28 protein-coding genes and 2 tRNA genes are annotated in these 25382 nt (G+C 57.6%); 17 read left to right on the top strand and 13 right to left on the bottom strand.

What is annotated here, in order from left to right; translation table 11 throughout:
• Window positions 1-2: 2 nt before the first annotated feature.
• The gene (locus ML401_RS21700; protein WP_285806852.1) at window positions 3-749 is read right to left on the bottom strand and encodes a hypothetical protein; all 747 of its coding nucleotides are present in this window, start codon (window positions 747-749) and stop codon (window positions 3-5) included.
• An 884-nt stretch (window positions 750-1633) separates the two neighbouring features.
• Between ML401_RS21700 and ML401_RS21695 the strand changes: the two genes are divergently transcribed.
• Window positions 1634-2353, top strand: coding sequence for a hypothetical protein (locus ML401_RS21695; protein WP_285806851.1), 720 nt, complete (start codon window positions 1634-1636; stop codon window positions 2351-2353).
• Window positions 2354-2802: 449 nt separating this feature from the next.
• On the opposite strand, the gene ML401_RS21690 is transcribed toward ML401_RS21695, so the two are convergent.
• Complete coding sequence (locus ML401_RS21690) at window positions 2803-4605, bottom strand: P-loop NTPase fold protein (protein ID WP_285806850.1); 1803 nt, start codon at window positions 4603-4605, stop codon at window positions 2803-2805.
• A gap of 618 nt (window positions 4606-5223) precedes the next feature.
• Window positions 5224-5856 carry a hypothetical protein gene (locus ML401_RS21685; RefSeq protein WP_285806849.1) on the bottom strand — a complete coding sequence of 211 codons (633 nt, stop codon included), beginning with the start codon at window positions 5854-5856 and terminating at the stop codon, window positions 5224-5226.
• Window positions 5857-6322: 466 nt separating this feature from the next.
• Between ML401_RS21685 and ML401_RS21680 the strand changes: the two genes are divergently transcribed.
• The 10 genes from ML401_RS21680 to ML401_RS21635 all read left to right on the top strand — a co-directional run bounded on the left by ML401_RS21680 (window position 6323) and on the right by ML401_RS21635 (window position 12545).
• Window positions 6323-7102 (top strand): hypothetical protein, encoded by a 780-nt coding sequence (locus tag ML401_RS21680; protein WP_285806847.1) that lies wholly within the window; start codon window positions 6323-6325, stop codon window positions 7100-7102.
• 193 nt (window positions 7103-7295) lie between these two features.
• Complete coding sequence (locus ML401_RS21675) at window positions 7296-8261, top strand: hypothetical protein (protein WP_285806846.1); 966 nt, start codon at window positions 7296-7298, stop codon at window positions 8259-8261.
• A 323-nt stretch (window positions 8262-8584) separates the two neighbouring features.
• Window positions 8585-9328, top strand: a complete 744-nt coding sequence (locus ML401_RS21670) for a class I SAM-dependent methyltransferase (RefSeq protein WP_285806845.1) — start codon at window positions 8585-8587, stop codon at window positions 9326-9328.
• Window positions 9329-9553: 225 nt separating this feature from the next.
• Window positions 9554-9790: a hypothetical protein gene (locus ML401_RS21665; protein ID WP_285806844.1), complete on the top strand. Its 237-nt coding sequence runs from the start codon at window positions 9554-9556 to the stop codon at window positions 9788-9790.
• A 150-nt stretch (window positions 9791-9940) separates the two neighbouring features.
• Window positions 9941-10393, top strand: coding sequence for a hypothetical protein (locus ML401_RS21660; protein WP_285806843.1), 453 nt, complete (start codon window positions 9941-9943; stop codon window positions 10391-10393).
• A gap of 46 nt (window positions 10394-10439) precedes the next feature.
• Window positions 10440-10697 (top strand): hypothetical protein, encoded by a 258-nt coding sequence (locus tag ML401_RS21655; RefSeq protein WP_285806842.1) that lies wholly within the window; start codon window positions 10440-10442, stop codon window positions 10695-10697.
• Window positions 10697-10924: a hypothetical protein gene (locus tag ML401_RS21650; protein WP_285806841.1), complete on the top strand. Its 228-nt coding sequence runs from the start codon at window positions 10697-10699 to the stop codon at window positions 10922-10924. The genes ML401_RS21655 and ML401_RS21650 overlap by 1 nt, the downstream gene beginning before the upstream one ends.
• Before the next feature lie 75 nt (window positions 10925-10999).
• The gene (locus ML401_RS21645) at window positions 11000-11179 is read left to right on the top strand and encodes a hypothetical protein (protein WP_285806840.1); all 180 of its coding nucleotides are present in this window, start codon (window positions 11000-11002) and stop codon (window positions 11177-11179) included.
• Window positions 11180-11298: 119 nt separating this feature from the next.
• Window positions 11299-12183, top strand: a complete 885-nt coding sequence (ligD, locus tag ML401_RS21640; RefSeq protein WP_285806839.1) for a non-homologous end-joining DNA ligase — start codon at window positions 11299-11301, stop codon at window positions 12181-12183.
• 185 nt (window positions 12184-12368) lie between these two features.
• On the top strand, window positions 12369-12545 hold the full coding sequence (locus ML401_RS21635) for a DUF3606 domain-containing protein (protein ID WP_285806838.1): 177 nt from the start codon (window positions 12369-12371) through the stop codon (window positions 12543-12545).
• Between the two features lie 845 nt (window positions 12546-13390).
• On the opposite strand, the gene ML401_RS21630 is transcribed toward ML401_RS21635, so the two are convergent.
• Window positions 13391-13582: a hypothetical protein gene (locus tag ML401_RS21630; protein ID WP_285806837.1), complete on the bottom strand. Its 192-nt coding sequence runs from the start codon at window positions 13580-13582 to the stop codon at window positions 13391-13393.
• Between the two features lie 84 nt (window positions 13583-13666).
• On the opposite strand from ML401_RS21630, the gene ML401_RS21625 reads away from it, so the two are divergent.
• Both ML401_RS21625 and ML401_RS21620 read left to right on the top strand, forming a co-directional pair.
• Window positions 13667-14593, top strand: a complete 927-nt coding sequence (locus ML401_RS21625) for a hypothetical protein (protein ID WP_285806836.1) — start codon at window positions 13667-13669, stop codon at window positions 14591-14593.
• Window positions 14594-14652: 59 nt separating this feature from the next.
• Complete coding sequence (locus ML401_RS21620) at window positions 14653-15678, top strand: hypothetical protein (RefSeq protein ID WP_285806835.1); 1026 nt, start codon at window positions 14653-14655, stop codon at window positions 15676-15678.
• 47 nt (window positions 15679-15725) lie between these two features.
• On the opposite strand, the gene ML401_RS21615 is transcribed toward ML401_RS21620, so the two are convergent.
• The gene (locus ML401_RS21615) at window positions 15726-16154 is read right to left on the bottom strand and encodes a hypothetical protein (protein ID WP_285806834.1); all 429 of its coding nucleotides are present in this window, start codon (window positions 16152-16154) and stop codon (window positions 15726-15728) included.
• Between the two features lie 347 nt (window positions 16155-16501).
• Window positions 16502-16747, bottom strand: a complete 246-nt coding sequence (locus ML401_RS21610; protein ID WP_285812718.1) for a helix-turn-helix domain-containing protein — start codon at window positions 16745-16747, stop codon at window positions 16502-16504.
• 170 nt (window positions 16748-16917) lie between these two features.
• Between ML401_RS21610 and ML401_RS21605 the strand changes: the two genes are divergently transcribed.
• On the top strand, window positions 16918-17586 hold the full coding sequence (locus tag ML401_RS21605; RefSeq protein WP_285806833.1) for a hypothetical protein: 669 nt from the start codon (window positions 16918-16920) through the stop codon (window positions 17584-17586).
• A gap of 170 nt (window positions 17587-17756) precedes the next feature.
• Here ML401_RS21605 and ML401_RS21600 read toward each other — a convergent pair whose 3' ends face one another.
• The 4 genes from ML401_RS21600 to ML401_RS21585 form a co-directional block, all read right to left on the bottom strand.
• Window positions 17757-18335 (bottom strand): hypothetical protein, encoded by a 579-nt coding sequence (locus ML401_RS21600; RefSeq protein WP_285806832.1) that lies wholly within the window; start codon window positions 18333-18335, stop codon window positions 17757-17759.
• Window positions 18332-19756, bottom strand: coding sequence for a site-specific integrase (locus ML401_RS21595; RefSeq protein WP_285806831.1), 1425 nt, complete (start codon window positions 19754-19756; stop codon window positions 18332-18334). Before ML401_RS21595 ends, ML401_RS21600 begins: the two co-directional genes overlap by 4 nt.
• 192 nt (window positions 19757-19948) lie before the next feature.
• Window positions 19949-20023, bottom strand: a tRNA-Thr gene (locus tag ML401_RS21590).
• Between the two features lie 168 nt (window positions 20024-20191).
• On the bottom strand, window positions 20192-20686 hold the full coding sequence (locus ML401_RS21585) for a hypothetical protein (RefSeq protein WP_285806830.1): 495 nt from the start codon (window positions 20684-20686) through the stop codon (window positions 20192-20194).
• Between the two features lie 284 nt (window positions 20687-20970).
• Here ML401_RS21585 and ML401_RS21580 point away from each other — a divergent pair, with 284 nt between their 5' ends.
• Both ML401_RS21580 and ML401_RS21575 read left to right on the top strand, forming a co-directional pair.
• Window positions 20971-21453: a hypothetical protein gene (locus ML401_RS21580; RefSeq protein ID WP_285806829.1), complete on the top strand. Its 483-nt coding sequence runs from the start codon at window positions 20971-20973 to the stop codon at window positions 21451-21453.
• A 45-nt stretch (window positions 21454-21498) separates the two neighbouring features.
• Window positions 21499-21972 carry a hypothetical protein gene (locus tag ML401_RS21575; protein ID WP_285806828.1) on the top strand — a complete coding sequence of 158 codons (474 nt, stop codon included), beginning with the start codon at window positions 21499-21501 and terminating at the stop codon, window positions 21970-21972.
• A gap of 61 nt (window positions 21973-22033) precedes the next feature.
• On the opposite strand, the gene rlmB is transcribed toward ML401_RS21575, so the two are convergent.
• Window positions 22034-22864: a 23S rRNA (guanosine(2251)-2'-O)-methyltransferase RlmB gene (gene rlmB / locus ML401_RS21570; protein ID WP_285806827.1), complete on the bottom strand. Its 831-nt coding sequence runs from the start codon at window positions 22862-22864 to the stop codon at window positions 22034-22036.
• A 216-nt stretch (window positions 22865-23080) separates the two neighbouring features.
• Between rlmB and ML401_RS21565 the strand changes: the two genes are divergently transcribed.
• Window positions 23081-23166 (top strand) — tRNA-Tyr (locus ML401_RS21565).
• Between the two features lie 105 nt (window positions 23167-23271).
• On the opposite strand, the gene ML401_RS21560 is transcribed toward ML401_RS21565, so the two are convergent.
• Together ML401_RS21560 and ML401_RS21555 are read right to left on the bottom strand one after the other, a co-directional pair.
• Window positions 23272-24303 carry an LLM class flavin-dependent oxidoreductase gene (locus ML401_RS21560; RefSeq protein ID WP_212068154.1) on the bottom strand — a complete coding sequence of 344 codons (1032 nt, stop codon included), beginning with the start codon at window positions 24301-24303 and terminating at the stop codon, window positions 23272-23274.
• Between the two features lie 149 nt (window positions 24304-24452).
• Complete coding sequence (locus ML401_RS21555; RefSeq protein WP_376717376.1) at window positions 24453-25319, bottom strand: LysR family transcriptional regulator; 867 nt, start codon at window positions 25317-25319, stop codon at window positions 24453-24455.
• Window positions 25320-25382 lie beyond the last annotated feature (63 nt).

Raw genomic sequence — 25382 nt, 5'->3', positions numbered from 1 at the left:
AACTACCCGGTGCGTGAGGGCGTAGGCGCCCGCCTGAAGCCGAGCTGGGGGACTGGTCGCCAAGCCTGCCCGATGTGGGCAGTGGCATCATAAGCGAGCGCGTCCACTGGACCGCGGGGGCTGGTTTTGGCAGCCGCCTTCATGCCCGGCAGCACAGCCCCTGTCGTAAGGACCAGCATTGCCAGTTCGCCCCAGCCCACCGGGTCCATAAGGGCCGCCAGACCGACAGCGAAGCGCGCCGGCAGGCCTCCGGACGAGAGCAGGCTGATCAGTCGCCCTTCCAACGCCGCAACTGCCAGCCGGGCACTGCGGGCGTCCACGTCCGGCACCGGCTTGGGATCGTCCGGTTCGCTCAGCCTCGCGTCGCGGACCGCCATCGCCGTCTTGACATTCCAAGCCCCGAACCCGGTCCGATGCCGCTTCACAATTTCATCGTCCACGCGACCGGCTGCCTTGTGGCGCTCAGCGCTGCGCCCTGTCTTCCCAGCGTGCCACTCGGCGACCGCGCGGGCGTCAGTGAGGGCGTTGGCGACATGGAAGACTGCTCCACCGCACCGAGCCAGCGCCGCCGCAGTTGCTGCGTCTAGCCCTCCCTCTCTCAGCCGGTCCGCCGAAGGTCCGAACGTCGTGACTGTGGGCAGCTCCTCGAAGAAGGGCAGCGTAGGGACGCCGACCATAGTTGGTCCCAGCGCGTCGCGCGCCAGCTTCTTTATCCGGTCCGCCACATCGCTCGGCACCTCAAGCTCCAAGCCAGGGGCCGTAGGCGGACAAACGATGCATGCGGTCGTGGGCAGTTGGCCGGTGGCGGCAGCACCTGCGAAACCGTCCGCGGCTGCGTCGTCGACCGTTAACTGACCGGCCCGTCGATAGCTACCTACGCAAGGAGCCGGTACTGAGGGTCGCTCAACCGCCGCCAGCCCCTCAATCCGCCGAGTACGAGCGTCCTTGGAAGTGTTCGTCTTGTGCTGCGTCATTCATCGCCTCTCCGCGATTTGCGGCCAGCGTGCTTTCGCGCCCCGCCATGCTGCGGCGGCTTTTCATGGGTCTCAGCGATTTCCAGCAGTGCTGCTACGATTTCTGCGCCGATGGACCGACCTGATATTTTCGCCCGCCTCCGGAACGATGCGGCAAGTCTGGGCGGCAGCGTGACCGCCACACGTTTTATTCTGATCGGCATTCCTGACGGGTATCAGCAGCACTCCACGTCGTCAATCAAGTGTGCACTTGAAAAATGCTGATGTATCAGTGAAGGCCTTCCGTGATCGCAACCATGCTCGCTTCGGTACATCGGTGCGGTCTGAAGCCACGAACACCGTCCAACTTCGATTGCCGAGTGCGATCTCCTTGGCGATCCCTTAGCTGTTCGCCTGCTCTTGCACCGGACATCAAGCGCTTGGGTTCTGATCGAACTGCGCGAGGGTCGAGATGAATTGGCGCAAGTCACCGTTCGATAATGCAATCCTGGGAAACTGAGCTGTGGAAACTAAGGCCAGAGCGTCTGACCTTTTTCGTTCGAAAATAAGGTGTAATCTAGCTCTGATGCATTCTTCACGGGAATTGCCGCCTTCACGGGAATTGCCGCTGAGACTGCATGTGGACTCTCTTCTCCACAACTCCATCAAAGGAGACCGATATGAAGCGTCGAGATTTTTTGACCACGTTAGCAACGTCCGCGATACTAGGTACCACCACGACCGCTGCTTTTAGCCAACATAATGACCCTCTGCGCAGCGGCTCCGGCTTAGCGAGGAGGCAAACTGGTCGAGTGGACTTGATACTTGAGGGGCATCGCGCAGGGCTCAAAAACGGCAATGACATTCTTCAAGTGGCAAAATCAACTCAATTCTATCAGGAGGGCCGGGTTAAAGTGACTTTGGGACGGGGAGAAATAGAATACGTACCGGCGGTATTCCCCACAAATGCAATTGGAATGGCCCTCATCGATGGGATAATGACCCACAAATTTACGATTGCTGGCTCCCCACCTCCCCAATGGGGTTTTTTGAGCTCAGGTACTTTTTACAATCATCTGGATTTCGTTGAAGGACCAGATTTCGATGAAGGGCGCTGGCTCGCTCGTATCGTAGACGAGACCGGTAAAGTTCGGCGCTTAACGACGGGTGCTATAGTAAGGCAAATCATTGATCTTCATGTTGATGAAAAGCTTGCGGAGCAGCACAGAAAGCCCTCTTTCCATATTCATGCTCTAGCAAGCGGAGCAGAAGAACAGCAGCTCGCCGCAGGATCGGAAGGAGAAGAGCCGATCCTACGCGCTTGGAGCGTGACTAATGGCGACTGGGTGCCAGCCGGGAACGGCTGCGCGCGTGTTCAAACATGCACACCGCCAGCATAGGCTAGGATACTGGCTCCGCAAAATCGGCAACATTCTTGTTCGCGTGAATGCGGGCGGTCTACTTGCTACGACCGCTCCGGTAGGTACGCTCGCTTGAGGGGGGCAGCAGCAATCGCCCCCCCCACAGGCGTCAAGGCCGACCGACAAGCCCAACTTGATCGGCCCCCCCGGGGTGGTTGATGGACAGAAAGCAATCCATCATTAGCCTTCCTGTCTCACCTTCGTAACTGATCGCTTGTCTTCCATAAAGTCGAAAATATCGGTCTCCCAGCTAGCGGCGTAAGCCTGATCTGCCAACTCCGGTAAGCATGGCTCACGGCCTTTGGAAATTGCATCGCAGTAACGTACGAGAAAACTATCAATCCAGTTGGCGCATGCAGTTTGAACCTTTCTATGCATATCGCGCGGGTGTGACATCGATGGTTGCCACGGCCCACCTGTTTTGACTTTCAACCCTTGGCGACAGCGTCGGCAACTGCCTTCATATAGTGATCGACACGCAGCTTGATCCGGGTAGCGGTGATGGGGCCAGCTGTTTTACTGGCGTCTAGAAACTTTCCCTTCGCGGTTTCTGCCCACGCTCGCTCACCAGACAAATCACCATCCAATTGGCCGTGGTCATAGCGAGATTTGAACATCATAAACACAATATGCTGTTCTCCGGTGGGAAGATCTAGCACAGCCTGGACAAACTCCTCCGGATCAATGAACGCGAGCAGAGGTGTGCTGTGATAGATGTTATCGTCGCTATTGGTCAGACACAGGCGACGATAGAATAGCTGGACATCTGCTTTCATAATTTTCATCAGTTCAGACGCCTTTTCTGGATACGTGTCGCGGAGGGCCTTTCCACTTGTGTCCTTCAGATAGTCGAACAGCTCTCGATATTCCGGGGTGTCAGCACTCTGTATGCCCAGCCCACCATAGCCGTCAAAGCGAAGCGAATAATCATCATGTTGAGTCGCTTCGAGTTTCTTTGTCTTGTATAGATCATCGATGTATTGCTTGCCGCCGTCGACAATCTGCCGCTTTGAAGACTTGATCACTCCGATATCGGAAAGAAATAAATGAAGGCCCAACACGTGAAGTATTTCGCCTTCGATTGTGAATGCGCGTTGCTCGAATTGTTCACCAAGCTTGTCAATGGCAGCCATGACATCGCTCTCGGCGCGTTCTGCCCAATGCCAGACCGTGCGCCAGGGAGCTTCGTCCACGACTTTGACAAAAAAACTGCTCGCATCGAGGGAAGCTCGAATTTCGTTGGTGTCGACAATGCCTCGGACTAAGCAGTTCACGAGGACTGAACTGGAGAGAATTGAGTCATCGACATCGACATTCGGATAGCGATTGGCAACTCGCCTCATGGGGGAAGGTTCTTTATCCTTTTCGACGTGCGCTCGAACCATAGCTGAGAGTCTTCGACCCGTTTCAAGATCGTCGGCACTAATCTGATTGGACTTGAATTCGAACGAAAGTACGAAGAACAAGCGTAGCAGCATCAACATAGCATCGGAATTTCCTCGGTGCTCGTCAGTCAGCGCCTTACAAACCCGCTCAAAGTCCCACATGGTTTGCTGTAGGATGCGGAGATTGTCTTTTGTCGACTGCTTATAGAGCGAGGAGACTTCCTCCGCGTTCTCATTGAAAAGAGTTTGCGTGAACTTATCGTCGATTAGATCGACAAAGGCGGAGAAGGCCTCATCAAAAGATGATTGCACTTCCAGAACCTTCCCAATCAGCTTTTCTTTGCGGCGCTCATAATCTTCGCCAGCCTTAATCTCCTTATCATTGGCAATGATTATTACCTTGGCGCCCTCGTGCTCGACGAATTGGTTGATGTAGCCGAGTGCGGTGCTCTTATTGCCTTCGTATCGTTCAAGGTCATCGAAAACGTAAACGTCCGCACTGAAGCCGATAACGTCGCCGACGCCAATACCGCCCGTGTCCACCTTGGCGTATTTCAAACCTGCAGTAAGCAGGCTTCCAAAGATCTTGGCTGGTTTTCCTGTGAGAAGAGGATAAGCCGCTTGAAAAAGCGCGTCTCGAATTTCATCGAGCGTCGATAGACCATAGAGACTCACGTATAGGAGCCTTTGGGGTTGGGGTTGATGGCGCTGGAGAAACCGTTTTACTTGATAGGTTTTTCCAACACCCCATGGACCTGAAACCAAAACCGCGTAACGTGGCGGGTGAGTAAGCGAGAGGTAGTAACCGAGGTAGTCCAGTAAGTGCTGATTTTTGGATTCTGACATCGCGATCTCTGATCAGGCGGTTCTGTTGAGGCGGAATTGCTTGCTAGCTGATGATGTTTTGCGGCTTTGCTTGAAGGGTTCGCTGGTGACTTAACTACTCAACCGAACGTCGCCGTAGCCATCTGCCATCGGCCGCTCACCATCTAAATCTGTGTTAGCGAGTGGCGCGCCAACGCCAAACGCAACCATGCCGCCGGTCCATACGAGGCAGGTCGCTGTCAGATAGGCCGATGTCCCGACTCCAATATTGCAGTAAGCCCGAACAGCGTGGCGGAGTGGAACGACAGTGAAAATCGCAAGTGGGTTCCTTTGATTCGCCATAGTGGCTTTGAGCCGAAAAGTGCGCTCCCCATTTCTTTTTGTTTAAAAAGCTCGATCTGCCCCTCCATCAACGCGCCACCATAGGGCGAGCCAGTGAGAGTTGGCAACTAGTCTTTGGAAGTGGCTTTGTGACTCCGAGCGCTTAGGCGGGGGAGCATGTTTCAGCCGGTGGATTGCCACCAACAATACCTCGTATGCCCGCGATTCAGGAGCCGCCTAATGACGCAGCCTCTGCTAAATGACGGTGAAGTCGGCAAGGTGGTGCTGTTACCCAGCAGGTGCGTGCGTGTAAGCTAGTTACCGTTCGGTCAATGCCATCAGCGAAATGGTGAGACAGACTCCCAGGCCAAGTTTTAAACGCGGCAACCGCTCTTCCAGTGGAGATGACCAGTCAGGCCGCTTCTGTAGTTCCTCAGCGATCTTCTCGATCGACCCAAATGGGTTCTCTCCTAGCTGCTCAACTAAATTTTCTCCAGTGAGCCGCAGCCGTTCGAACAAATTATAGGTCAAAATCTTAAGGGCCATGTCATGTATTGCCGCCGGAACGTTCTCACCTAAGTTGAGCATTTCCTTTAAACGGTCTTTTTCGTCCTTGAGCGAAAACGTGCGGTCTGAATGGGCAGCCTTATTTCGGATGCGACGCAGGTGGCCGATCGATCGATACGGCATCTCACCAATCCACCCGTTTAGAGCCGCAATGTCTGCTTTCGCTGAAAGTGTGGCTGCGACGCCTGGATAGGCAATCATCTGCTTGACTCGTGATTTCAGAAATTCAGGAGCGCGCCGCTCGAACATCATGTCGAGATGGTGGGAAACCATGTCGGCCGCAATCAGTGTAGCTCCGCGATCAGATTCGGAGAGCAGGTCGGTGATCACGACTTGAAAGGCTCGCGCTGCCTCGGGCGGATCGAGCCACGATGAACCGCTCATTACTTCCTCTCCAACCAGATTACTCGTCAATTTCGCCGGGTACAGATTACCGCCACACGGACTTGGCAGCTAAATGATCTGGGGCCAATGACTCGTGAAGTTCTATTCAGGAGCGCCATTTTCTAGACAACGTGGCGCTTGCGCCGGTGGTGTTCCGAATTTTCCAGTCCGACGTCGATCTGCTGCACACGATCTTGTCATCATAAGAGTAGGCGGTTTTACGGCCGATAGCGGAGTCGATATCGGCGTAAAATCCTTCATAAACGGAGTGAGCAGGGAGGAGGGCTGCCGCTCAGGAAGTTCGGCCTGACTTCCTCGCAGACGCCCCGCGCGGGAGAACTCGCATAGACGAGGTCGTTGGCAACTGGCGGGGAGCGGCGCATTTCAGCTGCAGTGTGTCATTTTTGCAATTGTCTCTCGGTTGATTGTCGCCAGAATTGCAACTATTGAACCTTAGGGGAATTTCATGTCGAAAAAGTTTGCTGACGGCCTTTTCGCCGCTGCAATGGCGGTTACCTTGTCCGGATGTGCGGTTATTCCTCAGCTAGACATCCAAAGCCCAGTGACCGTTGCCAACATTGTCGATCGGATTCAATGCGAAGCCTACCGCGCTACACAAAGGTATCCTCAGTTGAAGCGCGACCGCTGGGTTGGCGTTGCCGATCTTTACCTTCAGGTCGATGACAGCGCGGGTCTTAGCCCATCGCTTGCCTATGTTGATCCGGCTGTGCAGCTAGTAGTTGGAGCATCCGGAACTCTCAAGCGAGCGCGTCAGAGAGTGTACAACGAGTCTCTGAGGCTGGAACTGGCGAAGCTCGACGGCAAAACGTGCAACAAGGTGCTCGTTGACTACGATCTCACCGGTGTTTTGGGAATTGAAGAGACGCTCAGCATCGCGTCTCAGTCCTTCGACAAGGAAGACAACGTTGCATTTGCTGACAAGGAAGCAGTGGGTCAAACGTTGCAGTTTGTTCTTACAAAAAATGTGTCCGGTGGTCCAACTTGGACGCTGACTCATTTTATCGGTCCGGGACCATTGGCTGGCGCCGAGCGGATTGACACTCACAAGCTCATTGTTTCCTTTGCTCCCGGTGCACCTCTCAGGAAAGTTGTGGTCACGACACCCGACGGCCAAAAGAAAACGGTCTTCGCACCGACGTCCGGTGGCGGCGCGGCTGCCGCATCTTTCAACAACCAAAAGCTTTTGCTGCAGTCTCTACCATCGATTCAATTCCTCGGACGTTGAGCCCCTCGGGCTACACAGACGAGCATTTTCCCGTACGGGTGAATCAGCGAGGCACCGAGTTAGTCGGAGAATTCAAGACATGCTGTCATTGCTAGGAGTCGAGCAAAAAGAGAGCGGCTCAGCGGATTCTAGAAAGTAATGTGAGGCGCGCTTTCAAGGATAGGCAAGAAATCCAAACGCACTAAGGGCAAAAATGCTTGAAGTCGACAAGATAGAGAAATCTGTTCTGGCTTTCGTGAATTTCTTCGCCGGGCGAATCGTGTTGGCAATTCTTCTCGCCCTATTTGTTCGTCTTGTTTCTGGCGATTACTATTTCCACCTCATTGAAAGCGCGGTTGCCAGCAGCGGCGTCCTTGCCTTAGATCTCAGCTCACCGATAGCGAAAGCCAGCGCTCATTTCGACGACAAGAACGTAAAGAATGCGCTCTTTGGCGCAGCGCTAGTTGTTGCGCTGAGTTTATTGGACATTCTGTATCGGGTAATTTTATTTCTCGGGCGGCTCATACCGATCGGTATGAACTATGATGCGACTTACTCGACCTTAAAGTATCAATCCTCAATCGCGGGCGCATGGAGATTTTACCACAAAAACTTTAGCTTCTTCGAATTTCAAGCCTTCCTGCAAGAAAAGGTCGGCAATGTGCTTAGAGAGATCGCCAGCTATAGTTCTTGGTGGCTTCGACTATTCAGGTTCACGAAGGCGTTCATCGTCGTCCTATTCGTTCTCGTCGTTCTAACACCCCGCGATGAGTTGCGCGTAACGGGGTTTCAAGCGCTGTTGTTTTGCGTGGGGGGCCTGATGGTTATGACAGCCTGCACCATGATTGAATCCGCTCGTTACGCCAACGACGTGGGAAGTGCGATACGGAAGGTTTCGCTTACAATGAGGAGCGAAGCAGAAGATGAGCCGATTTCGGAAGACGAACTAAGAGAGGAGATGGCTAAGATCAAAATGACAGGTCCGATGAAGCTTCGCTGGAAGAACAAATTCTTCTGTGTGCGAATGACTGTCCATATCCCGTACGTCGGCTCTCTTAATGATCTTTTTAGTCGTGCGCAGGAGAGCGGGTTTACAAGGTATAGTTCAGTGGCTTTGGCTGAGGCCGCAGAGCGACACGACCGCGATACGCGAAGGCCTAAACCGACCAAAGGAGTGTAAGCGACCCCTTTGACGGAGGGGCAGGAACCGCGACGGGACAGGGTTGCCTCGTAAGCGGCGGAAGCTGAAGGCGTGATGAGGGGCATTGCTAAGCGTGCTTATGGTCGGAGCTGGACAGCGCATACAGATCAGCACTACCTGAGCGCCAAAGACCGCCGCCCGAAGCGAAGTCCGGCCAGATATCTGCGCCACGGGGCATGTGAAGTAGGGCACGATGTAAAACAACCGCAAGGGATGGTAGCGGTCGCTGTGAACGACCCCGCCCCAATGTCCATGCGTCGCGTTACTTATAGTTTGAAAGCAAAATTCCTGAGGGTGTCTGGATGCATTTTGAATTCGACTCATTCTCCATCCCGGTCGAGCTTATGAAGAAGACCGGCTGTACTCAGGGTAATTTCGGGCTGGGTCGGACGGCGGTACAGCGACTACAAGCGATAGGGCTTCAGCCACATCATGCCGTTCTGGAGATTGGAAGCGGGATCGGCCGCTGCGCGATGGCTCTAGCTCACGTTCTCGCCACAGGATCGTATGTTGGCATCGACTTGGTCCACCCAGCGGTGACTTGGTGCCAAACAAATATAACAACTCGATACCCCAATTTCTCGTTTATTCACTACGACGTTCTGGACGCACTTCATAACCCAAACGGAAAACTTTCGGCCCCCGAGGTACACATCGAGTTCCCTAGCAACTCGGTAGACCGGGTTCTTATTTGGGCTACGCTTACTCATATGCTCCCACAAACTGTTGAGCACTATTTTCGAGAAGTAAGGCGCGTGCTTAAGTCAGACGGGCTGGCCCTGGTGTCGTGTCATCTATTAACTAAAGAAATCCAGCAGGAGCTCAAGGATTACGGCGCACCTAACGGATTCGACTATGAATACGAACTTGGATGCTATGTAAGGACCTTAGATTGCCCCACGCTCGAAGTTGCGTACCTCGATGAGAGGATGAATGAATTGCTCGACGCTGCTGGACTTGCTGCCCAAGAAGTCGAGTACGGACGGATGCGCCACAATAACCGTTTCGCACCATTCCAAGACATAATGACCTTGCGGTCGAAGTGAATTCTGGACTGCTCTGCCGCAGCTCGGGTGCAGGGCTTTGAGGGGAGCGGGCAAGACGTTCGCGGCGGAGCGCATCGCCGGGGTGAACGGGACCGCACCAGTGGCTATCGCCTGTACGAATAAAAGCCGCGACAGCGGAGACGAGATGCGCAAGCGTAAGTGAGAGGCCGAATGCAAGGCTAGGCGAGAGAGCGCGGTCCCGAGCTAGAGGTCGCCATCGGCTCCATGTTCGCCGTGATGAACGTGTTCACCGGCGGCGATGCCAAGCTGAAGCTTCAGGTGGCGGGGTGGTGTGAGGATCTGGGCGAGTATCCGCTGTTCGCCATCAGGAGGGCGGCGAAGTGGGCGGCGACGGGAAGGGAGAAGCTGACCGGCCTGTCAGCCTTCATCGACGATGTGAGACTGGCGATGGGTGGGAATGTGCTGGAGCGCCAGCGCAACCTTCGAAAGCTTCTCGTATGAGCCGCATTGGTGCTGGTCGCCCCCGCGGCTCCGGCAGGTACGGTGAGCGCACCGTGTCCATCCGTGTTCCGGTCAGTTGCCTGGACGATGTAAACCATCTACTTGAAACCGGCAAAATTAGACTACCGCTGGTTGATGTGGAGTGGCACGGTGGAAGTGAGGAAAAGACGAAAGCTGATGATTTGGGCTTACCTCATCGGGTTTCCTCTCCTGTTCATAACAATCATCGCGGCTATGTTTTGGGTGGTCTGGAATCGGGGAGGGGCGCCGACGATTGCAGCGTCCATAATCGCGATTTTGTTGATAACGCTTACTCTCATTTCAATCGGCCTCGGCATGTTCGCAATGAGGACTGAACATCGCTTCGCCTATGGCGCCATAGAGGCAAGTGTCGCGGTGGTGATGATGTTGTTCTCGACCGGACTTGTGATCGATGCTTTCGATCAGCCCAAGACTTCATTGTTCTTGGCCATGCCCTCGCTATTGCCGTTCATGGCTTCGGTTTACGTGTTTGTCCGGTGCATGGACAACATGCTCCAGGGTACCGACGCAAAGTCACAGTTCCAGCGGGTCTGGCAATGGATGTCAGGGGGTAAGGCTTGACTCTAGGTTCTTGCTTCGTTCTACTGGGGGAAATCCCAGGTGCCCTATGCCCACCCTCGAATATCTCCGCTCGGAAATCGAGCACATGCGCGCGCAGATCAGCCGTCAGCGTAGGGAAATCCTTCAGCTCCAGCGGGCTGGTATTTCGACCGCATCCGCAGAAGCGCTTCTGACCCGCATGCAAGCGAAGGTGGAAGGTCTATGTGCCGGGCGGGACCGCCTGGCTGAGGAGGAGAAGGCCAAGAAGCTGACCTACGCCTCCGGCAAACCCTTGAAAGGTACTCCAGCGCGCCGAACGGCCTGATGGACAACCTCCGCCGCTTCCCGGCTCCTTGGGTGATGAAGGAGGACAGGGACGGCTTCCAGGTGTTCGACGCCAGTGGCTTCTTCATCTGCGCGGTCCCTCATCGTGAGGACCTGCACCAACGAAGCTACCAGTACGCCAACGACTTCCTTTCGCGGGAGGAGGCGAGGCGGATTGCCAAGGCTATCTCCCGGCTACCTGAGTTGTTGAAGCGGCCGCAGTATTGAATTTCAGATGTTCACGCATGATGACCTAGCACTGACAGGGTGCGGTATCTCCACGTTTTTGCAATTGGAGGGTTCATGAAATACATTCTGATCGCAGCAATTGTTTTATCGGCCGGCCCTGGCTCAGAGAAGAAATCGCAGGCCAAGAAGACCTGTACGTATGATGAATGCGTTTCGGTCAACAAGGCGAGAGGCTGGGACAGCGCCGCCGTGAGCCGGTGGTGCAGCGCCAACCCCGGAAAGTGCGACAACTAGGAACCGCTCGGCCGCATTAGCGTTCGTGAGTCGTGAAGAAGGTAGGTAATCTGCCCGCCGTTGGCCCAACCTGACGGCGGGCTTTTTGTGAGTTGCGTAGAGTGGGGAAGCGTATCGGGATGCCGGGGTTCATTAAACCCCAGCTGGCGACCCTGAAGGACAAGGCTCCCTCAGGTGCTCAATGGATTCACGAAATCAAATACGACGGCTACCGGGCACAGGTTCACGTAGACCGGGGTGCCACCAAAATCTTCACCCGCAACGGCCATGACTGGACAAATCGGTTCAAGCACATCGCCGACTCCTTCAAGCTGAAGAGCCAAACCATCTTCGATGGTGAGGTTGTCGTCATTCATGAGAACCGTCCCAACTTCTCCGAGCTGCAGGCTGACCTAGCGAAAGGTCGTCAGGACCGGATGCTGTTCTATTCATTCGACATCCTCTTCCACAACGGTCAGGACCTAAGAAGCACGCCACAGCTTAAGCGCAAGGAGCTGCTGAAAGAGCTGATCGACATGCTCGAACCACCCATCCTCTACAGCGAGCACCACGAAGGGGACGGGCAGGCGCTGTTCGAGGCGGCAAGTCGCCTGAACTATGAGGGCATCGTCTCCAAGCGGGTGGACGCAATTTATCGGTCGGAGCGGGTGGAAGCTTGGCTCAAGGTGAAGGCGGTCCAGCGCGAGAAATTCCCGGTCATCGGGTTTATCAAGGACCCCGGTGGCGTCGCCGCCCTGTACCTCGGCAAACAGGAGGGCAAGGAGCTTCGTTACATGGGGAAGGTCGGGACGGGCTGGAGCCGGACTAAATCGGCGGAGATCCGCAAGGCTCTGGATACTGTCGTCAGCCCTAAGCAGAAGCTCACAAAGCCCATCAGGAAGCCGAAAGCCACATGGGTCGAGCCGAAGTTCTATGCCGACATTGAATACCGGGACATCACGTCCGAAGGGCTGCTGCGTGCCAGCTCGTTCAAGGGGCTGAGCAAAGGAACACGTCGTTCCTAAACGCGTTTCCTCTCCCGGTGAGTGGGGTACCGGCATGCCGGATCGCGTAAACCAGGCCGTTCGAGAAGCCCAGGCCATCCTGGCTCGCCATGTCGAGCCCGGCACACGGGACTGCGACAAGACAATAAACGACCTGCTGAGCGTCTTTGACGATGAGCGGTTTGTAAGAGCAATGGAGGAGGAAGATGAGCGACAATCTCACCAAACGGGACCAGCGCGACCGTAGCAAGATCAACATGCATGAAGATTTCGAGGTCAAGTACTGGACCAAGGAGCTTGGTGTCTCGAAGGAGGAGTTGCAGAAAGCGGTCGATAAGGTAGGCAATTCGGCCGCCGCCGTTCGCAAACAGTTAGCAGCGTAACCGAGGCGCGCGGTATGCTTGCGATCTTTGGAGCGAGGCCCAGGCTTTTTTTCATGCCATGACCAATCCCGATTGCCCAATCTGCCAAGGCATCGGCTTCGTTTGTGAGAACCATCCTGACCGGGCGTGGAGTCAGGAATTCGGCTGCCAGTGTGGTGCCGGTGAGCTGTGCGCCTGCAATAGGTCACCTGACATCGACGCCGGAATTGAAGAGCCGGATGTCAGCTGCTTCGTTCGAGACCCGCACGTGAAGAGGCATTAGGAACGGCTTACCCGCATTTTGGTTATTCAAACCCAGTCTAGGGCGGATGTACCCCACCTGGTTTTGCAAGGCCTCCAGTGACGACGACCCTGGGGGCCTTTTGCTTTGCCCTTGTTGACTCTTGCGCTCCGAGCAAATATTTTTCGAATCATTCGCACGTGCCTGTGGTCGTGTGTCAGCAGGTAGTATCCGGATAAGAGGCCGGAAAATCTACCCTCGTAACCAAGCCTTCGGGCTGGAGCTGACAGTCGGAGGCGAACCGACGAAGCCTGTGCTCAACAGGTGACGCGACTTGAAGCAACGACGAACGGCAACCGGGTCCCACAAGGGATCACGCACCGACTTTGGTGCACCGTTCTCTCGTTACTTTAAGTCGCCCTACGCCGGTAACTCAAAGACACTGGAGAACGGTCCGAAACAAGAGGACCGTTATGACTAAGCCACCGTCGATCCGGCGTTCGCCACAGTCGCCGCCCCGATTCCATATCAAAGTGTTAGGCTTCGATGTCAGCGCCGAAGGAAACTCCGGCATCTACGTCGCATGCTTCTTGGTAATTTTTATCATCGCCGCCTGGCGGTGGTTCTAAGCCAAGTCGTCGATAGGTCTTCTGCAGGTGGGGACGTGGGTGCCATACTTGGCTTCCCATGTCTGTGCGCCGCCGTTGATGCCTTTGAGTGCGTACAACATTCTGCGCACCAGCAATTCCGGCTTGGTATCAGTCTTGCGGATGCGCGCCATTCGTTGAGATATAGTGAGCGGCATGGGCGTGGTCATCGAATTTGCAAATGTTGCGTCCATATCGGATTTAGGCATGATTCAATAAATTGCGAATCAAGTTGAGGGCCGATGGAGAGGCGATTGCAGCATCGCACTCTAGCTAACGATCGGGTGAGGGGCTCTTGGCTCGGCCTCGCCCTGGTGACGGTCTTTACGTTCGTCGTTCAACCTTCTGTGGCCCAAGACATCCATTGGGCTCCTCGCCCTAATCCAGCGCTCGAAGAACATACGCGGGCAGAATTTCGTCTTACGGCGAAACCGATCTGGATCAAAGCGCTTCAAACGGAGTACGCTGCAATCGTCGGCCGGTTGATCAACCTCAAGACGGCGTACAGCACGTTGGAAGCTGCTCCGGCGCTGACACAAAAGACCTCCGAGTTCTCGGACGAACGTGCAGAATCATTGAAGCCAGAAATCGTTGAACTCGCTAAGCGAATGGACGAATTTAAGCAGTCCCTATCTAATTTTGATCAGAAAAAGATCTGCTCGGACAGGAAAGTTTTCGATCAGTTCTCACTGGCGGCTTCAACCTGCATGTATTTCGGCGGCAAGTGCATAAGAGTACTTACTGATGAGGAGCTATTTGGAGAATCCCAGAGTATTTGCTCGCAGGAGCACGCGGTCCTACTCGGGATGGTTCCTCCTCTTTCCTCTACTATGGTCGCGCTTGACCAAATCATGGCCAACCTAAGTTGGCGGATAGAGCGATTGAAGTCGAAGACGATATTTGAAGGAATTCGAACCAGTCCCCTATCGGAAATACCCGTCAAATCGACGGCGGCAGCGTCATTGAGAGCGTCTCTCTCTTCGGTAAAGAACTCCAAGACTTGCGACGAAGCGCGAAGCGCCTATGCAGACTTCGTGGGGAAACTTGCGATGTGGAGGCCTGCCGCTCTCAAGAATCGCAAAAGTGCACAAGGCGTTCGTATCGAGAGCACTCTGCAAAGGGTTTTCGTATCAAATTCGGACCTGGGGCTCACTCAGTGCGGATACTTGCAAGCGCCCTAATAGGTATGTCGCTAAGCGCGATCGTCGTGAGTCAATCTTACGCCGGAGTGATTAGCGTAATGTACGGCAAGACCAAAACTTGCATTAGAGTGCAGGAAGTTGGGCCACCGGTTTGCGATATCCCGCCGCCAGAGGCTGCTAAATCCCCAAAGGCTGACCTGCCGTCATCTACTCCTCCTCAGACCTGCGGTGCAAATTTGCTGGGATGTGCTCCGTCCGATGGAAAAAACGAGGGGGTGAAGCCGGACATAAATTATGAATTTGGCGACCTTCCAAAACCTGGCGAGATCCAAGCAGGCATGGAGCCGTCGCTCGCTGCTGAATTCTCCAAGCTGCAAAATCAGCTCAAGGAGAAGCAACAAGCAGAGGCGAGAGCCGCTCTCGAAAGTCAGTACAATAAAACCGTGGCAGAGACGAAGGCGTTTGCGGACTTCACGAGGAAGGTTCTAACCGACATTGAGAGTTCAGGCTGGACCGCTCAAAAATCGCTTCAAACCGAGATGAATGATATTTTCTCGGCGCTTTCGCGCCTCTTCGGCAAGAGCATCTCCGCACCAGTCGCTCCACCTGCTAAAGCCATACCCAAGCTACTTGGAATTCAGGTAACAGACGAGGCTAAGTCTATTGTCATGGAAGCATTGACCGCCACTGGAGAGCCAATTGCTTTAATCACCAGTGTAAGCAGGACCCCCGGCAAGCAAGCCGAGGTCATCTATGAGTATGCTAAGAAAAATGGCATAGAAGCAGCCTACGCGCTCTACGGTCCGGCGGGTGACAAGATTATTGATATCTATGCAGAGCACAAAGGTGATCCGGAGAAGAAGGTTCTTCCATTGATGAAAACGGAAGCCCTGACCCAAATTGCAGCCCTCGAAGCACAAGGAGAACGGCGAACTGAACTGATGCACGTATCTAGCGCAAATTTTGTGTTCGACATTGGGGTGTCGAGCATCAAGGATCGATCGCGGTTTGCGCTTACGTTAAAAGAGCTTCAGAAAAAGAACCAATCGATTGTTCGAATCCTGGTGCCCCCCTTAGATCGTGAAGCGTTCCACATCGAGATTCGAAAGGGGGGCCTTAAATAAGGGAGGAATCCCGAAGGGCGATGTATCCTCGAGAACGGTATAGCTCCTCAAGCTCGTGCTGCGAGAGCATGACGGTTTCTTCGAGCGAATGCGTACAGCGTAAATTCAATCTTGCGAACCTTGCTGGCTTCAAAACCAGGACAATCTGCGAAGTTCATAGCTGCCCAAGGCATTCGTTCGAGCTGCACTGCCGCATGTACCTCCTGCACATACTTAATGAAGCGATCTTCTCGCGACCATTCATAGTCGTGAACGAGACCGAACGATTTGCCCAAAACAGAATCCCAGATTGGGACTTTTTCCGGGAAGAAGAAGTGTAGCAGCTTGGAGGTGCCAACCGTACTGTTGTTGACGGCCCGGAGTGCGCCCGTTTCGACGTGTTTCGTCAAGGTGGCAGCAACTCCATCCAATTTAACTAATGACAGATCAGCCAACAGCTTCTTAAGCATGTCTCGTGCGGCAAGATCTCTAAACATTCTAGGCATCCAACCGTACACCGCCAGCGCCCCCACGAGCAGGTCCTTTTCGTCATTGGGAGAAAGGCGAGAGAATAGGTTGCAAAGGGCCGAGTGCTGCTCGCATGTTTGTAGTCTACCTCCAAAATCGTATTGATCCGGAGTGCGGGCAACTTGCCTACAGCGAGACCGGATGATTGCTGCTGAAAGCTTAAACAAGGAGGAGATCCTTTCTCTGCCGTTGTGCCCTTGGGCCTTGCTAACGGGTTCTCTCCAAGCGTCGTAAAATTGCGAAGCGCCACCAGCTTTTCCGCTTATTGAAAGTGCCGACTTAGATCTGAAGCGCGCGTAGCCGGGGTTGCAACGGGCTATTCGGTCTTACCTCTTGGTCTTCTAAGCCTCACACCCTCTCCCTTTTGATCAGCAGGCAAAAAGTCCACCCCAGCCTTAGTCAGAGCCTTCTGTATTGCCTGCACCGTGCTTAAGCGGGAATCCACGACGCCCTTCTCCAAACGGGCAAGTGCATTGAGCGAGACGATAGCCTTATCTGCTAGCTGCTGCTGACTCCAGCCGAGAAGCGCCCGAGCGGCCCGAATCTGTCGAGGGGTGATCATGAAGACCACCATCGACGCGGCTGGCAATTTCGCCACTATAAGGGTATAAATCACCCTCTTAAGGGTGTTAAGACGCTGCCTGTCGGGCGGCCATTCGTTTTCAGGGAATGTATCGCAAGCGCTCGTTGGTGGTGCGCCGATCGAAGTACTATTTTTAAGGGCATTTTAGGATGAAAGCGATATTAGCGGCTTTTCCGCTTCTTTGGACAGTTTCAGCGGCGAGCGCAGGCGGTCTTGACTGCACGTTCTCGAATGGCCCGATCGAGGGAGTGCACGACGGCAACATGTACTTCCGCGGTGGCGCGGCGCCGGCTCGTATTACGGTGGCTCACATCGATACTGGAAACACGTTGCAGATACGAGCAGGGGGAGTTCCTGCTTCCGACGGCACGCCAACTGCATTCGCAGGGTACGCATCCACCGACGGCCTTGTGAATATTATGGCGGTGAATCGCTTCGTCGTATTCATGGCCAGCTCCGAAGGCCGTTGCACGGGGATGGATGCTGAGCGAGCCAAACCGGTGACCCAAGCACACCATCCCAGCGGTGTGTCAGACTTCCTAAGGTTTGGTAACGTCGATTGCGTCACAGATGGCGTACACACGGGTATCCGCCGCCTCGCGTATAATGTCGTGGAAACGGCTGAGGGGGCGCCGGGGATGCGCATTTACGTTTTCCGCCAACAGAAAGATCCTGAGGTAACCGAGTTCACGGTCTCCGATGGAGACGGTCCCGCTGTCGCAAAGGGGTTTGCATTCTGGAACCGTGGAGTTGTGGTGTTCGCGCCACCGGACCACAAAGGGGGCGCGGACCTAGAGCATGTCGATATTTGCAGGTGAGCGCCAACTGCAAAAGGGCGACGACTCTCTCCATTCTTCTTTTTCACGCAGCGCCGGCGTAACCAACACCAAGAACGCCGCTGCTGAGATGATGGGGGCAAAGTGGTTCGCGACAAAGACGAGCGATACTGGCAAGCCTAGGCTATGCCGCGTTCGAGGCGTGGTTAATTTCAACTGCCTGCGTCAGGTTGAGAGGTAGCACTTGATTGGTGGGCGTCCACTTCTCCATCCCGGTCAAGCGTACTTCGGCTCAGGTGTCTCGCCGGCAACCACGGAAGCGTGGCCTCGAGCCACCCGCGCAGGTGCTCCCGAGCACGACCACGGGCGCTATTGTCACTTCGGGCTCCATCGTCGCCGTAGCCGTTGCTCTTGAGCCGGCGCCTCTTTCGAATCTGGAGTTCCTCGATGGCCTGCTCGATCGTTAACCACGGCCTTCCGTTCTTTTTGAAGCCACGCAGGCCAATCCAGTAGTAAGACTTGATGATGTCCGCACCCGCAGCGCCGCCGGCCACTTCCAACTCGACCTTCGGTCGCCTTCCTCGCTTGCCGCGCAACTCCTCCCCGCGATGATGAGCAACGCCAGCCAGCCCCACAACCTTCGAAGTAGTGTCCGCACCCCACCCGAACTGACGGGCAAGAACTTTGATTGCACGTTCGCGCTCAAAACGCTCGGCCGCTTCCATCACGGCTTGAACGCGCGCTATGAGTTCTCTGTCCCTTTCGTCTTGGGACTGCGTGCTGTTGCTCATGATGCAGTCTCCGCGTTGTCGCGGTAAGCTCGAGTCAAGGAAATGACATTCCCGCCGGTCAAGTGCTCTTCCCGCAGGTCATCGCAGTTCTTGCCCCACCATTGCGCCAGCGCGCGGCGTTCGGGCGTGAAAGCAGAGCGCAGGTAGTCGCCGCGGACGCCGGGGATTTCATGCGCTAATGCCGCCTCGATGGTGTCGGCATCGAACCGCTTGCTCTCATTCGCCAGCGTCGAGAAACAGGTTCGGAAGCCGTGCGCCACGTGGTCGTCGTGCTCGAAACCCATGCGACGGAGTGCGGCGTTCATCGTCGTTTCCGATATCGGCCGCACGGCAGGACGCTTGACCGGTTGACCGTCTTTGCGAGCCCGCTGCGGCGCGACGGCGGGGAAAATAAGCTCGTGTGCGCCCGTAATCGTCTGCATTTCGGTTAGGACTGCCACCGCCTGCGCTGATAGCGGTACTTCGAAATCCTCGCCCATCTTCATCACGCCGGCCGGAAAATCGATACGTGGGCAGTCGCCGTCGAGATGGACCCACGACCAGCGCAGCGCCCGCAATTCGCCCGGCCGGCACGCGACCAGCGCAATCAGCTTTAAGGCGTTGCGGACGATGGGCGAGCCCTCGTAGCCCCAGCACGCGCGAAGCAGGTTGCCGAAGCGCCTGGCTGCGTCGCCGTCTCGGTCACCCTCCCGCTTGTCGGTAATGGCCGCATGGTGCTCGACCTTTGGCGCCGGTAGCTCCTCGGCGTCTCGCGCGAATGGTTCGGCTGGATCTGACGTGCAGAGGCCCTTCTTGCGAGCGAAGTTGAAGATGCGCGACACGTTGGCACGGCAACGCCGGGCGGTGTCGAGCCGACCGCTTGCGACGATAGGGGCTAGTGCGTTCCCGACGTCTGGCGTCGTGATGGCGTTGATTTGCATGGTACCGAGCACCGGCCGGACAAGCGACACCAGCCAGACCAGCTTATCGACTGTCACGTCCTTCCGGCGCTTGGCATTCTTGGGCGGGTCCTTCACGGTGCTTAGCCACGCATCGGCAACCCGGTCGAATATCGTCAGATGCGAGTTGGCGTCGGCGCGCTTGGCCGCCTGCCGCTCTGTAGAGGGGTCTTTGCCGGCGGCGATCCGTTCGCGCATGCCGTTCGCCAGCTTCCGGGCCGCGGCGAGTCCCACGGGCGGGAAGGTACCGAGCGACACCGTGTTGCGCTTCCCGCGCTTCGGTCCTGCCGGTCGAGTGTACGTGAACCGCCATCGCTTTGCGTAGGTGACAGCTCGTGTGCCTATCTTCGGCCTGCCCGGACGAACCTTGACCGGTGTGACCCATAGCTCAAGACCTTCACCGTCACTGAGCTTCCCCAGGGCCTTGCCGTCTGGACATGTGGCCGCGCGCACGTCGGCATCGTTGAGCAGGTTTCGGGCCATAGTCGAACGTGGGTGAGGTAACTTTGGGGCGGGTGAAACTTGTTACCGCAATTCTTACCTCAGTTACCGTAGATTCGTCTAATTGAACTGCTTGCTTAGGGCTGAATGCGGTGGAAATTGCTACGATAAGGCTTTGAAACTTAAGCCGAAAGCATCGTGGCATTCACTGAGGAGCAACCGGTGCATAATGTATGGTGCCGGCTGAGGGGATTGAACCCCCGACCTTCGGTTTACAAAACCGCTGCTCTACCGCTGAGCTAAGCCGGCGACGCCTGAAAGACGCGGGCAGGCCCGGCTGAGCCGGGGCTGTCTGCCCGTGCGCGCCGCAATACCAGACTTGATCGGAAAGTGCCAGAACCCGAAGGCGCGTCCTGGCGGACATGAATCAGGCGGCCTTGACGGCCGCCTGACGTTTCGCGCTAGAGCTGAATCGCCTTACTGGCAGATGTGCTGGCGGCCGTCTTGTCCCTTGAACCAGGTGCCGGGCGTACAGACGAAGCCGTTACGCTGGGCGTAGGTGCGGGTGTCCCAGCCGCGATTGTCCCAACCGCGGTTGTCCCACGAATTGTCGTAGGCATAGGAATTGTCCCAGGCGCGGAACGGCGCCGAGGCAATCGCGCCGGCGGTGCCGATCGCGGCGCCGGCTACGCCGGCCGCGACGTCGGTCGGCCAGAAGCCGGTGCGGCTCCTGTTCCAATCGTTATTCCAATCGCCATTGGCCTGACGATAGGTGTTGGTCTGACGGTAGGACATGCGGTGATGGCGGGATCCACGATCGGTGTAGGGATTGCCGGGGCCGAGGTTCTTGCAGTTGGCATTGGGGAATTGCGCCGCGCAGCGGCCGGGTTCGTTGACGACCGCCTGCGCCATGGCAGAGCCTGCCAGCATGGTCGCCGCAATCGCCGTCGCTCCGAGTAGCTTGATGTTCATGGTTGTTGGCTCCCATTTTGTTGACGAGAGCTAAACGCTTGCGGCGCCGGACGTTCCGATGAAACCGGTGGATTTTCGTTACACGAAGGTCAAACGGATGTGAGCACACGGCACGGTTCCGCGGCGGCGACGCCATGCGCCGTTAACGCTTCGCTAGCCCGCTTTGCAGCATTTGAGCGGCGCGCGATCCTTACGCATTAGGCTTACCGGAAGTTGGTGAGCAGGCCTTAACCCTCTCTGCGTGGTGATCGGGTAGGTTGCAGCCGGATAACCGGGGTTTCCTCATGCGCGCTGTGGCGCTCGCCGCCCTTCTGATCGGACTGCCTGCGACGGCTTTTGCCGGCGGCTTCGATGTCGTCGTGCCTGGCCGTCCCGGCGTGCCGATCATCATCAACAACATCGATGCGTCCTACGCCGTCGTCGAGGGTGTCTGGGGCCTCGGCAAGAACCAGCAGGTGCAGCCCACGATCTATGGCGGGCGCTATGTCGCCGAGCGGCAGCCCGAGGACGTCGGCCATTATTATCCGACGCTGGGCTTGCGGCCCGGCTACGGCCGGCTCGAGGTCGAGCCGCCCGCGAACCGCAAATTGCCCAAGCCCGCCGAGAGCTATCACCAGAGCTGGGGTGCGCAATCGGCGCCGCTTCCGGCGCAGATGGATCCGCCCGTCGATCCGCCGCCGGTGATCTACGCGCCCGAGATCAACGATCGTCCGCGGCCACCGCGACCGCGGCCGCACGTCCAAGTCCCCGGCAGGCCGCCGGGTTAAGAAACGTCAAGATCCAACAAAAACGGAAATCAACAGGAGAGAGTAATGCGTCAGATGATTTCGGGACTGGTCGCGGCAGCCGCCGTGATGTTCGTCGCCACGGCACCCGCCGCGGCGTGCGGCTTTAACCCGTGCCAGCCGGTCGCGCCGGTCTATTCCGGCTGCGACACCGGCTGCGGCGGCTATGGCTACGGCGCCTATGAACGTCTCGCCGAGCCGACCACGCAATATTACCACGTCAACCAGGGCCCGACCTACACCGGCCCGGGCGCCTTCGCGCCGTATCCGACCTATCGTGAAGACGCGGTCGTCGCGCCCGCCAATTACGGTTACGGCTATCGCGCCGCCGTGGCGCCCTATCACCGTCCGCACTACCGTCCGTATCGCTACGGCTATGGTCCGCGCTACGGCTATCTGCCGCGCGTGCACTACGGCCACGGTCCGCGCTACGGCTACGCCCACCGCCACGCGCCGATGCCGTACTACGGCGGTCACCGCGTGCTGCGCCGCTATTACTGATCTCTGATCGGTCGAGTGACGAGACGCCCGTTCGCGCGATGCGGACGGGCGTTTTGCTTTTCTAGCGCTTCATCAGCCCCAGCCGGCTTGCGCCGACATAGAGCGAAAGCACGGCGGCATTCGACACGTTGAGACTCTTGATCTCGCCGGGCATGTCGAGCCGCGCCACCACGCTGCAGGTCTCGCGCGTCAATTGCCGCAGACCCTTTCCTTCGGCCCCTAGCACGAGCGCGAGCGGCTCGCGCAGCGCGACGTCCGAGAGGTCCTCGCTGCCTTCGCTGTCGAGCCCGACGGTCTGGAAGCCGCGTTCGTTCAGCGCGGTGAGCGCGCGGGCGAGGTTCTGCACGGTGATGATCGGCACCAGCTCGAGCGCGCCGGAGGCGGCCTTCGCCAGCACGCCGGTCGCTTCCGGACTGTGGCGTGCGGTGGTGACGATCGCCTTGACCGCGAACGCTGCGGCCGAGCGCAGGATGGCGCCGACATTGTGGGGGTCGGTGATCTGGTCGAGGACCAGCACCATGCCTTCCTGCTTCAAGGTCTCGATATCGGGCGAGGGCAGGGGATCGGCTTCGGCGAGTAGGCCCTGGTGCACGGCATCGGGTGACAGCAGGCGGTCGATCTCCTGAGGCCGGGCGATCTCGGGCGTGACTCGGGTCGCGATGTTTTCGTCCGCCAATCGCTTGGCCGCGTTCTCGGTCAACGTCAGTTTGCGAATCCGCCGCTGGGGGTTGGCCAGCGCCATGGAAACGGAGTGCCAGCCATAGAGGATGACCGGCCCGTCGGTTGCCGAATCGCGGTCGCGCCGGGCCGGGCGACCGGCCGATTTCTCGGCCTTCTTGAAGGGCTTACCGTCCCGGCGACGGCCCTTGGGTGCGAATTTTCGATCGTTCATGGCTGCGCTTGTGTCACGGGTTCCGGAATATGGCAATTTGGCCATCTCCTGAGGCCATTATGGACCATTTTCCCCGAACGCCTCGGTTGACTTTACCCCACCGCTTCGCCCATAACCGCGCCCGGTCGCGCCCCCATCCGGGCTGTCGCGGCCTCACGTTCCATGGCCGTCTTCGGTCCGCCGGCAAGGTCCGGCCCGATTGTGCTGCCGTCGAGCGGGGGAGTGTCCCGAGTGGCAAAGGGAGCTGACTGTAAATCAGCCGCCTCATGGCTTCGCAGGTTCGAGTCCTGCCTCCCCCACCACGCTTCGCCCTTCGGGCTACGCGTGGCGCAGCCACGCGATGCCTGAAGGGCGAGGCGTGGTGTCCGGCGAAGCCCGAAGGGCGCAGACGGACTGACGCGAGTTTCTTACCCCATCATCTCCCGCACCATCGGCACCACCTTCCGCCCATAGAGCTCGATGCTCTTCATCAGCTTCTCGTGCGGCAACGGCCCTGCCGAATACTTCAGCTGAAAGCGCGAAATGCCGAGCGCCTTTGCGGTCTTCGCGATCTTGCGCGCGACCGTCTCCGGCGAGCCGACATAGAGCGAGCCGTGCTCGGCTTCGCTGACGAATTCGTCGCGGCCCATCGGCGGCCAGCCGCGCTCCTTGCCGATGCGGTCGCGCATCGCCTTGTAGTCGGGCCATAGCTCTGCGCGCGCCTGCTCGTCCGTCTCCGCGACATAGCCGGGCGAATGCACGCCGATCGGCTGGGCGGTGCGGCCGAACTCCTTGGCGGCGCGGTGATGGAGATCGACGAAGGGCGCAAACCGCGCGGGATCGCCGCCGATGATCGCGAGCATCAACGGCAGGTCGTAATGCGCGGCGCGCACGACCGACTGCGGGCTGCCGCCGACACCGATCCAGGTTTTCAGCGTGCCGTTCTCGACCGGGGGATAGACCAACTGGTCCCGCAGCGGTGGACGCAGCTTGCCGTCCCAGGTCACCGGCTTCTGCGACAGCAGCGCCGCGAACAGATCGAGCTTCTCCTCGAACAGCTCTTCATATTTGCGCAGGTCGAAGCCGAACAGCGGAAAGGATTCGGTGAACGAGCCGCGGCCGAGGATCACCTCGGCGCGTCCGTTCGAGAGCGCATCGAGCGTCGCAAAGCGCTGGAACACGCGGATCGGATCGTCCGACGACAACACCGTCACGGCCGAGCCGAGGTGAATGCGCTTGGTGCGCGAGGCGATCGCCGCCAGCACGGTCTCCGGCGAGGAGATCGCGAAGTCGGCGCGGTGATGCTCGCCGAGGCCGATGAAATCGAGGCCGAGCTCGTCAGCCAGCACGGCTTCGTCGACGACGTTGCGGATCACCTGCGCATGCGGGAGCATCGCGCCCGAGGCGTCCTTGGTGACGTCGCCAAAGGTGTCCAGTCCGAATTGAAGGGGGGCGGTCATTGATCAGTCTCTGCGGGCGCAGCTTGCGCCGGTCACTGTGGGGAGGGGATCGTTGCGGTGGAGCTAGGCCGCGGCGACCGGTGCAACAATGCTGGTTCGAGAAACCCACCGTTTCCTTTTTGGATCGTGTCGGGTTTCGGCCCGCGTCGTCAGTCGGTTTTGGCGAACATCCCGACCAGGGTCTCGCGCAGCCAGCGCTGCGCCGGCACGGTGTCGTTGCGCTGGTGCCAGAACAGGCTGACGATGCGCGCCGGCGCGCGAAGCGGAAGCGGCATGGCGTGCAGGAACGGCGCGTGCCTTGATTGCGAGCGCAGATCGCTCGGCAGCACCGCGATCAGGTCGGACTGGCGCACGACCTCGTAGGCGGCGCTGTAGTGATTGACCGTCGCGACCAGGTTACGCGACAGTCCGCGCGAGGCAAGGAAGAGGTCGTAGGACGGCAAGGTCTTGCCGGCAAGACTCACGTCGACATGTCTGGCGTTGAGGAAGCTGCGTGTGCTCAGCCGCTTCTGTGCGGCGAGCGGATGTCCGCGCCGCATGAAGCAGGCGTAATCGACCGTCCACAGCGAGCGCGAGCGGATGGCGGCCGGCTGCTGCGCCTCGTTGACGTAGACGCTGAGCACGCAATCGACGCGATTGTCTTCGAGCTGATCGGCGATCTCCAGGATGGTATTGGGGACGGTGTGGACGCGCGCCTTGGGTGCGACCTTGCCGAAATGGCCGAGCAGGTCTGGCATCACCAGCGAGGCGACGTAGTCCGACATCGAGAGGCTGAATTCGGTCTGCGCACGGCTCGGATCGAACACCTGCTCGTCGAGCGCGCCGCGAACGCGCTCGAGCGCCTCGCCGATCGGCTCCCACAGCACCACGGCGCGTTGGGTCGGACGGATTCCGGTGCCGGACCTGACGAACAGGGGATCGCCGAGCGCCTCGCGCAGCCGCGCCAACGCGTTGCTGACCGCAGGCTGGGTCATCGTCAGCGCGTTTGCGGCGCGCGTGACGCTGCCCTCGGTCATCAGGGCTTCGAACACTTTCAGCAGGTTGAGGTCGAGCGATCGAAACGACAGAACATTCACCAC

This window comes from Bradyrhizobium sp. 62B (genome assembly GCF_030272265.2).
In the GTDB taxonomy this organism is placed as follows: domain Bacteria; phylum Pseudomonadota; class Alphaproteobacteria; order Rhizobiales; family Xanthobacteraceae; genus Bradyrhizobium.
This window is presented reverse-complemented; position numbering and strand designations above follow the sequence as displayed.

Excerpts from the sequence above, each read along its gene's own strand:
- ML401_RS21695 (WP_285806851.1), top strand. The coding sequence starts at position 1,634 with ATGAAGCGTCGAGATTTTTTGACCACGTTAGCAACGTCCGCGATACTA.
- ML401_RS21560 (WP_212068154.1), bottom strand. The coding sequence starts at position 24,303 with ATGACCGCCCCCCTTCAATTCGGACTGGACACCTTTGGCGACGTCACC.
- ML401_RS21595 (WP_285806831.1), bottom strand. The coding sequence starts at position 19,756 with ATGGCCCGAAACCTGCTCAACGATGCCGACGTGCGCGCGGCCACATGT.
- ML401_RS21690 (WP_285806850.1), bottom strand. The coding sequence starts at position 4,605 with ATGTCAGAATCCAAAAATCAGCACTTACTGGACTACCTCGGTTACTAC.
- rlmB (WP_285806827.1), bottom strand. The coding sequence starts at position 22,864 with ATGAACGATCGAAAATTCGCACCCAAGGGCCGTCGCCGGGACGGTAAG.
- ML401_RS21645 (WP_285806840.1), top strand. The coding sequence starts at position 11,000 with ATGAAATACATTCTGATCGCAGCAATTGTTTTATCGGCCGGCCCTGGC.
- ML401_RS21665 (WP_285806844.1), top strand. The coding sequence starts at position 9,554 with ATGTTCGCCGTGATGAACGTGTTCACCGGCGGCGATGCCAAGCTGAAG.
- ML401_RS21620 (WP_285806835.1), top strand. The coding sequence starts at position 14,653 with ATGTACGGCAAGACCAAAACTTGCATTAGAGTGCAGGAAGTTGGGCCA.
- ML401_RS21610 (WP_285812718.1), bottom strand. The coding sequence starts at position 16,747 with ATGATCACCCCTCGACAGATTCGGGCCGCTCGGGCGCTTCTCGGCTGG.
- ML401_RS21635 (WP_285806838.1), top strand. The coding sequence starts at position 12,369 with ATGAGCGACAATCTCACCAAACGGGACCAGCGCGACCGTAGCAAGATC.
- ligD (WP_285806839.1), top strand. The coding sequence starts at position 11,299 with ATGCCGGGGTTCATTAAACCCCAGCTGGCGACCCTGAAGGACAAGGCT.
- ML401_RS21600 (WP_285806832.1), bottom strand. The coding sequence starts at position 18,335 with ATGAGCAACAGCACGCAGTCCCAAGACGAAAGGGACAGAGAACTCATA.
- ML401_RS21650 (WP_285806841.1), top strand. The coding sequence starts at position 10,697 with ATGGACAACCTCCGCCGCTTCCCGGCTCCTTGGGTGATGAAGGAGGAC.
- ML401_RS21580 (WP_285806829.1), top strand. The coding sequence starts at position 20,971 with ATGCGCGCTGTGGCGCTCGCCGCCCTTCTGATCGGACTGCCTGCGACG.
- ML401_RS21585 (WP_285806830.1), bottom strand. The coding sequence starts at position 20,686 with ATGAACATCAAGCTACTCGGAGCGACGGCGATTGCGGCGACCATGCTG.
- ML401_RS21685 (WP_285806849.1), bottom strand. The coding sequence starts at position 5,856 with ATGAGCGGTTCATCGTGGCTCGATCCGCCCGAGGCAGCGCGAGCCTTT.
- ML401_RS21575 (WP_285806828.1), top strand. The coding sequence starts at position 21,499 with ATGCGTCAGATGATTTCGGGACTGGTCGCGGCAGCCGCCGTGATGTTC.
- ML401_RS21615 (WP_285806834.1), bottom strand. The coding sequence starts at position 16,154 with ATGTTTAGAGATCTTGCCGCACGAGACATGCTTAAGAAGCTGTTGGCT.
- ML401_RS21680 (WP_285806847.1), top strand. The coding sequence starts at position 6,323 with ATGTCGAAAAAGTTTGCTGACGGCCTTTTCGCCGCTGCAATGGCGGTT.
- ML401_RS21605 (WP_285806833.1), top strand. The coding sequence starts at position 16,918 with ATGAAAGCGATATTAGCGGCTTTTCCGCTTCTTTGGACAGTTTCAGCG.
- ML401_RS21555 (WP_376717376.1), bottom strand. The coding sequence starts at position 25,319 with ATGACCGAGGGCAGCGTCACGCGCGCCGCAAACGCGCTGACGATGACC.
- ML401_RS21655 (WP_285806842.1), top strand. The coding sequence starts at position 10,440 with ATGCCCACCCTCGAATATCTCCGCTCGGAAATCGAGCACATGCGCGCG.
- ML401_RS21675 (WP_285806846.1), top strand. The coding sequence starts at position 7,296 with ATGCTTGAAGTCGACAAGATAGAGAAATCTGTTCTGGCTTTCGTGAAT.
- ML401_RS21630 (WP_285806837.1), bottom strand. The coding sequence starts at position 13,582 with ATGACCACGCCCATGCCGCTCACTATATCTCAACGAATGGCGCGCATC.
- ML401_RS21670 (WP_285806845.1), top strand. The coding sequence starts at position 8,585 with ATGCATTTTGAATTCGACTCATTCTCCATCCCGGTCGAGCTTATGAAG.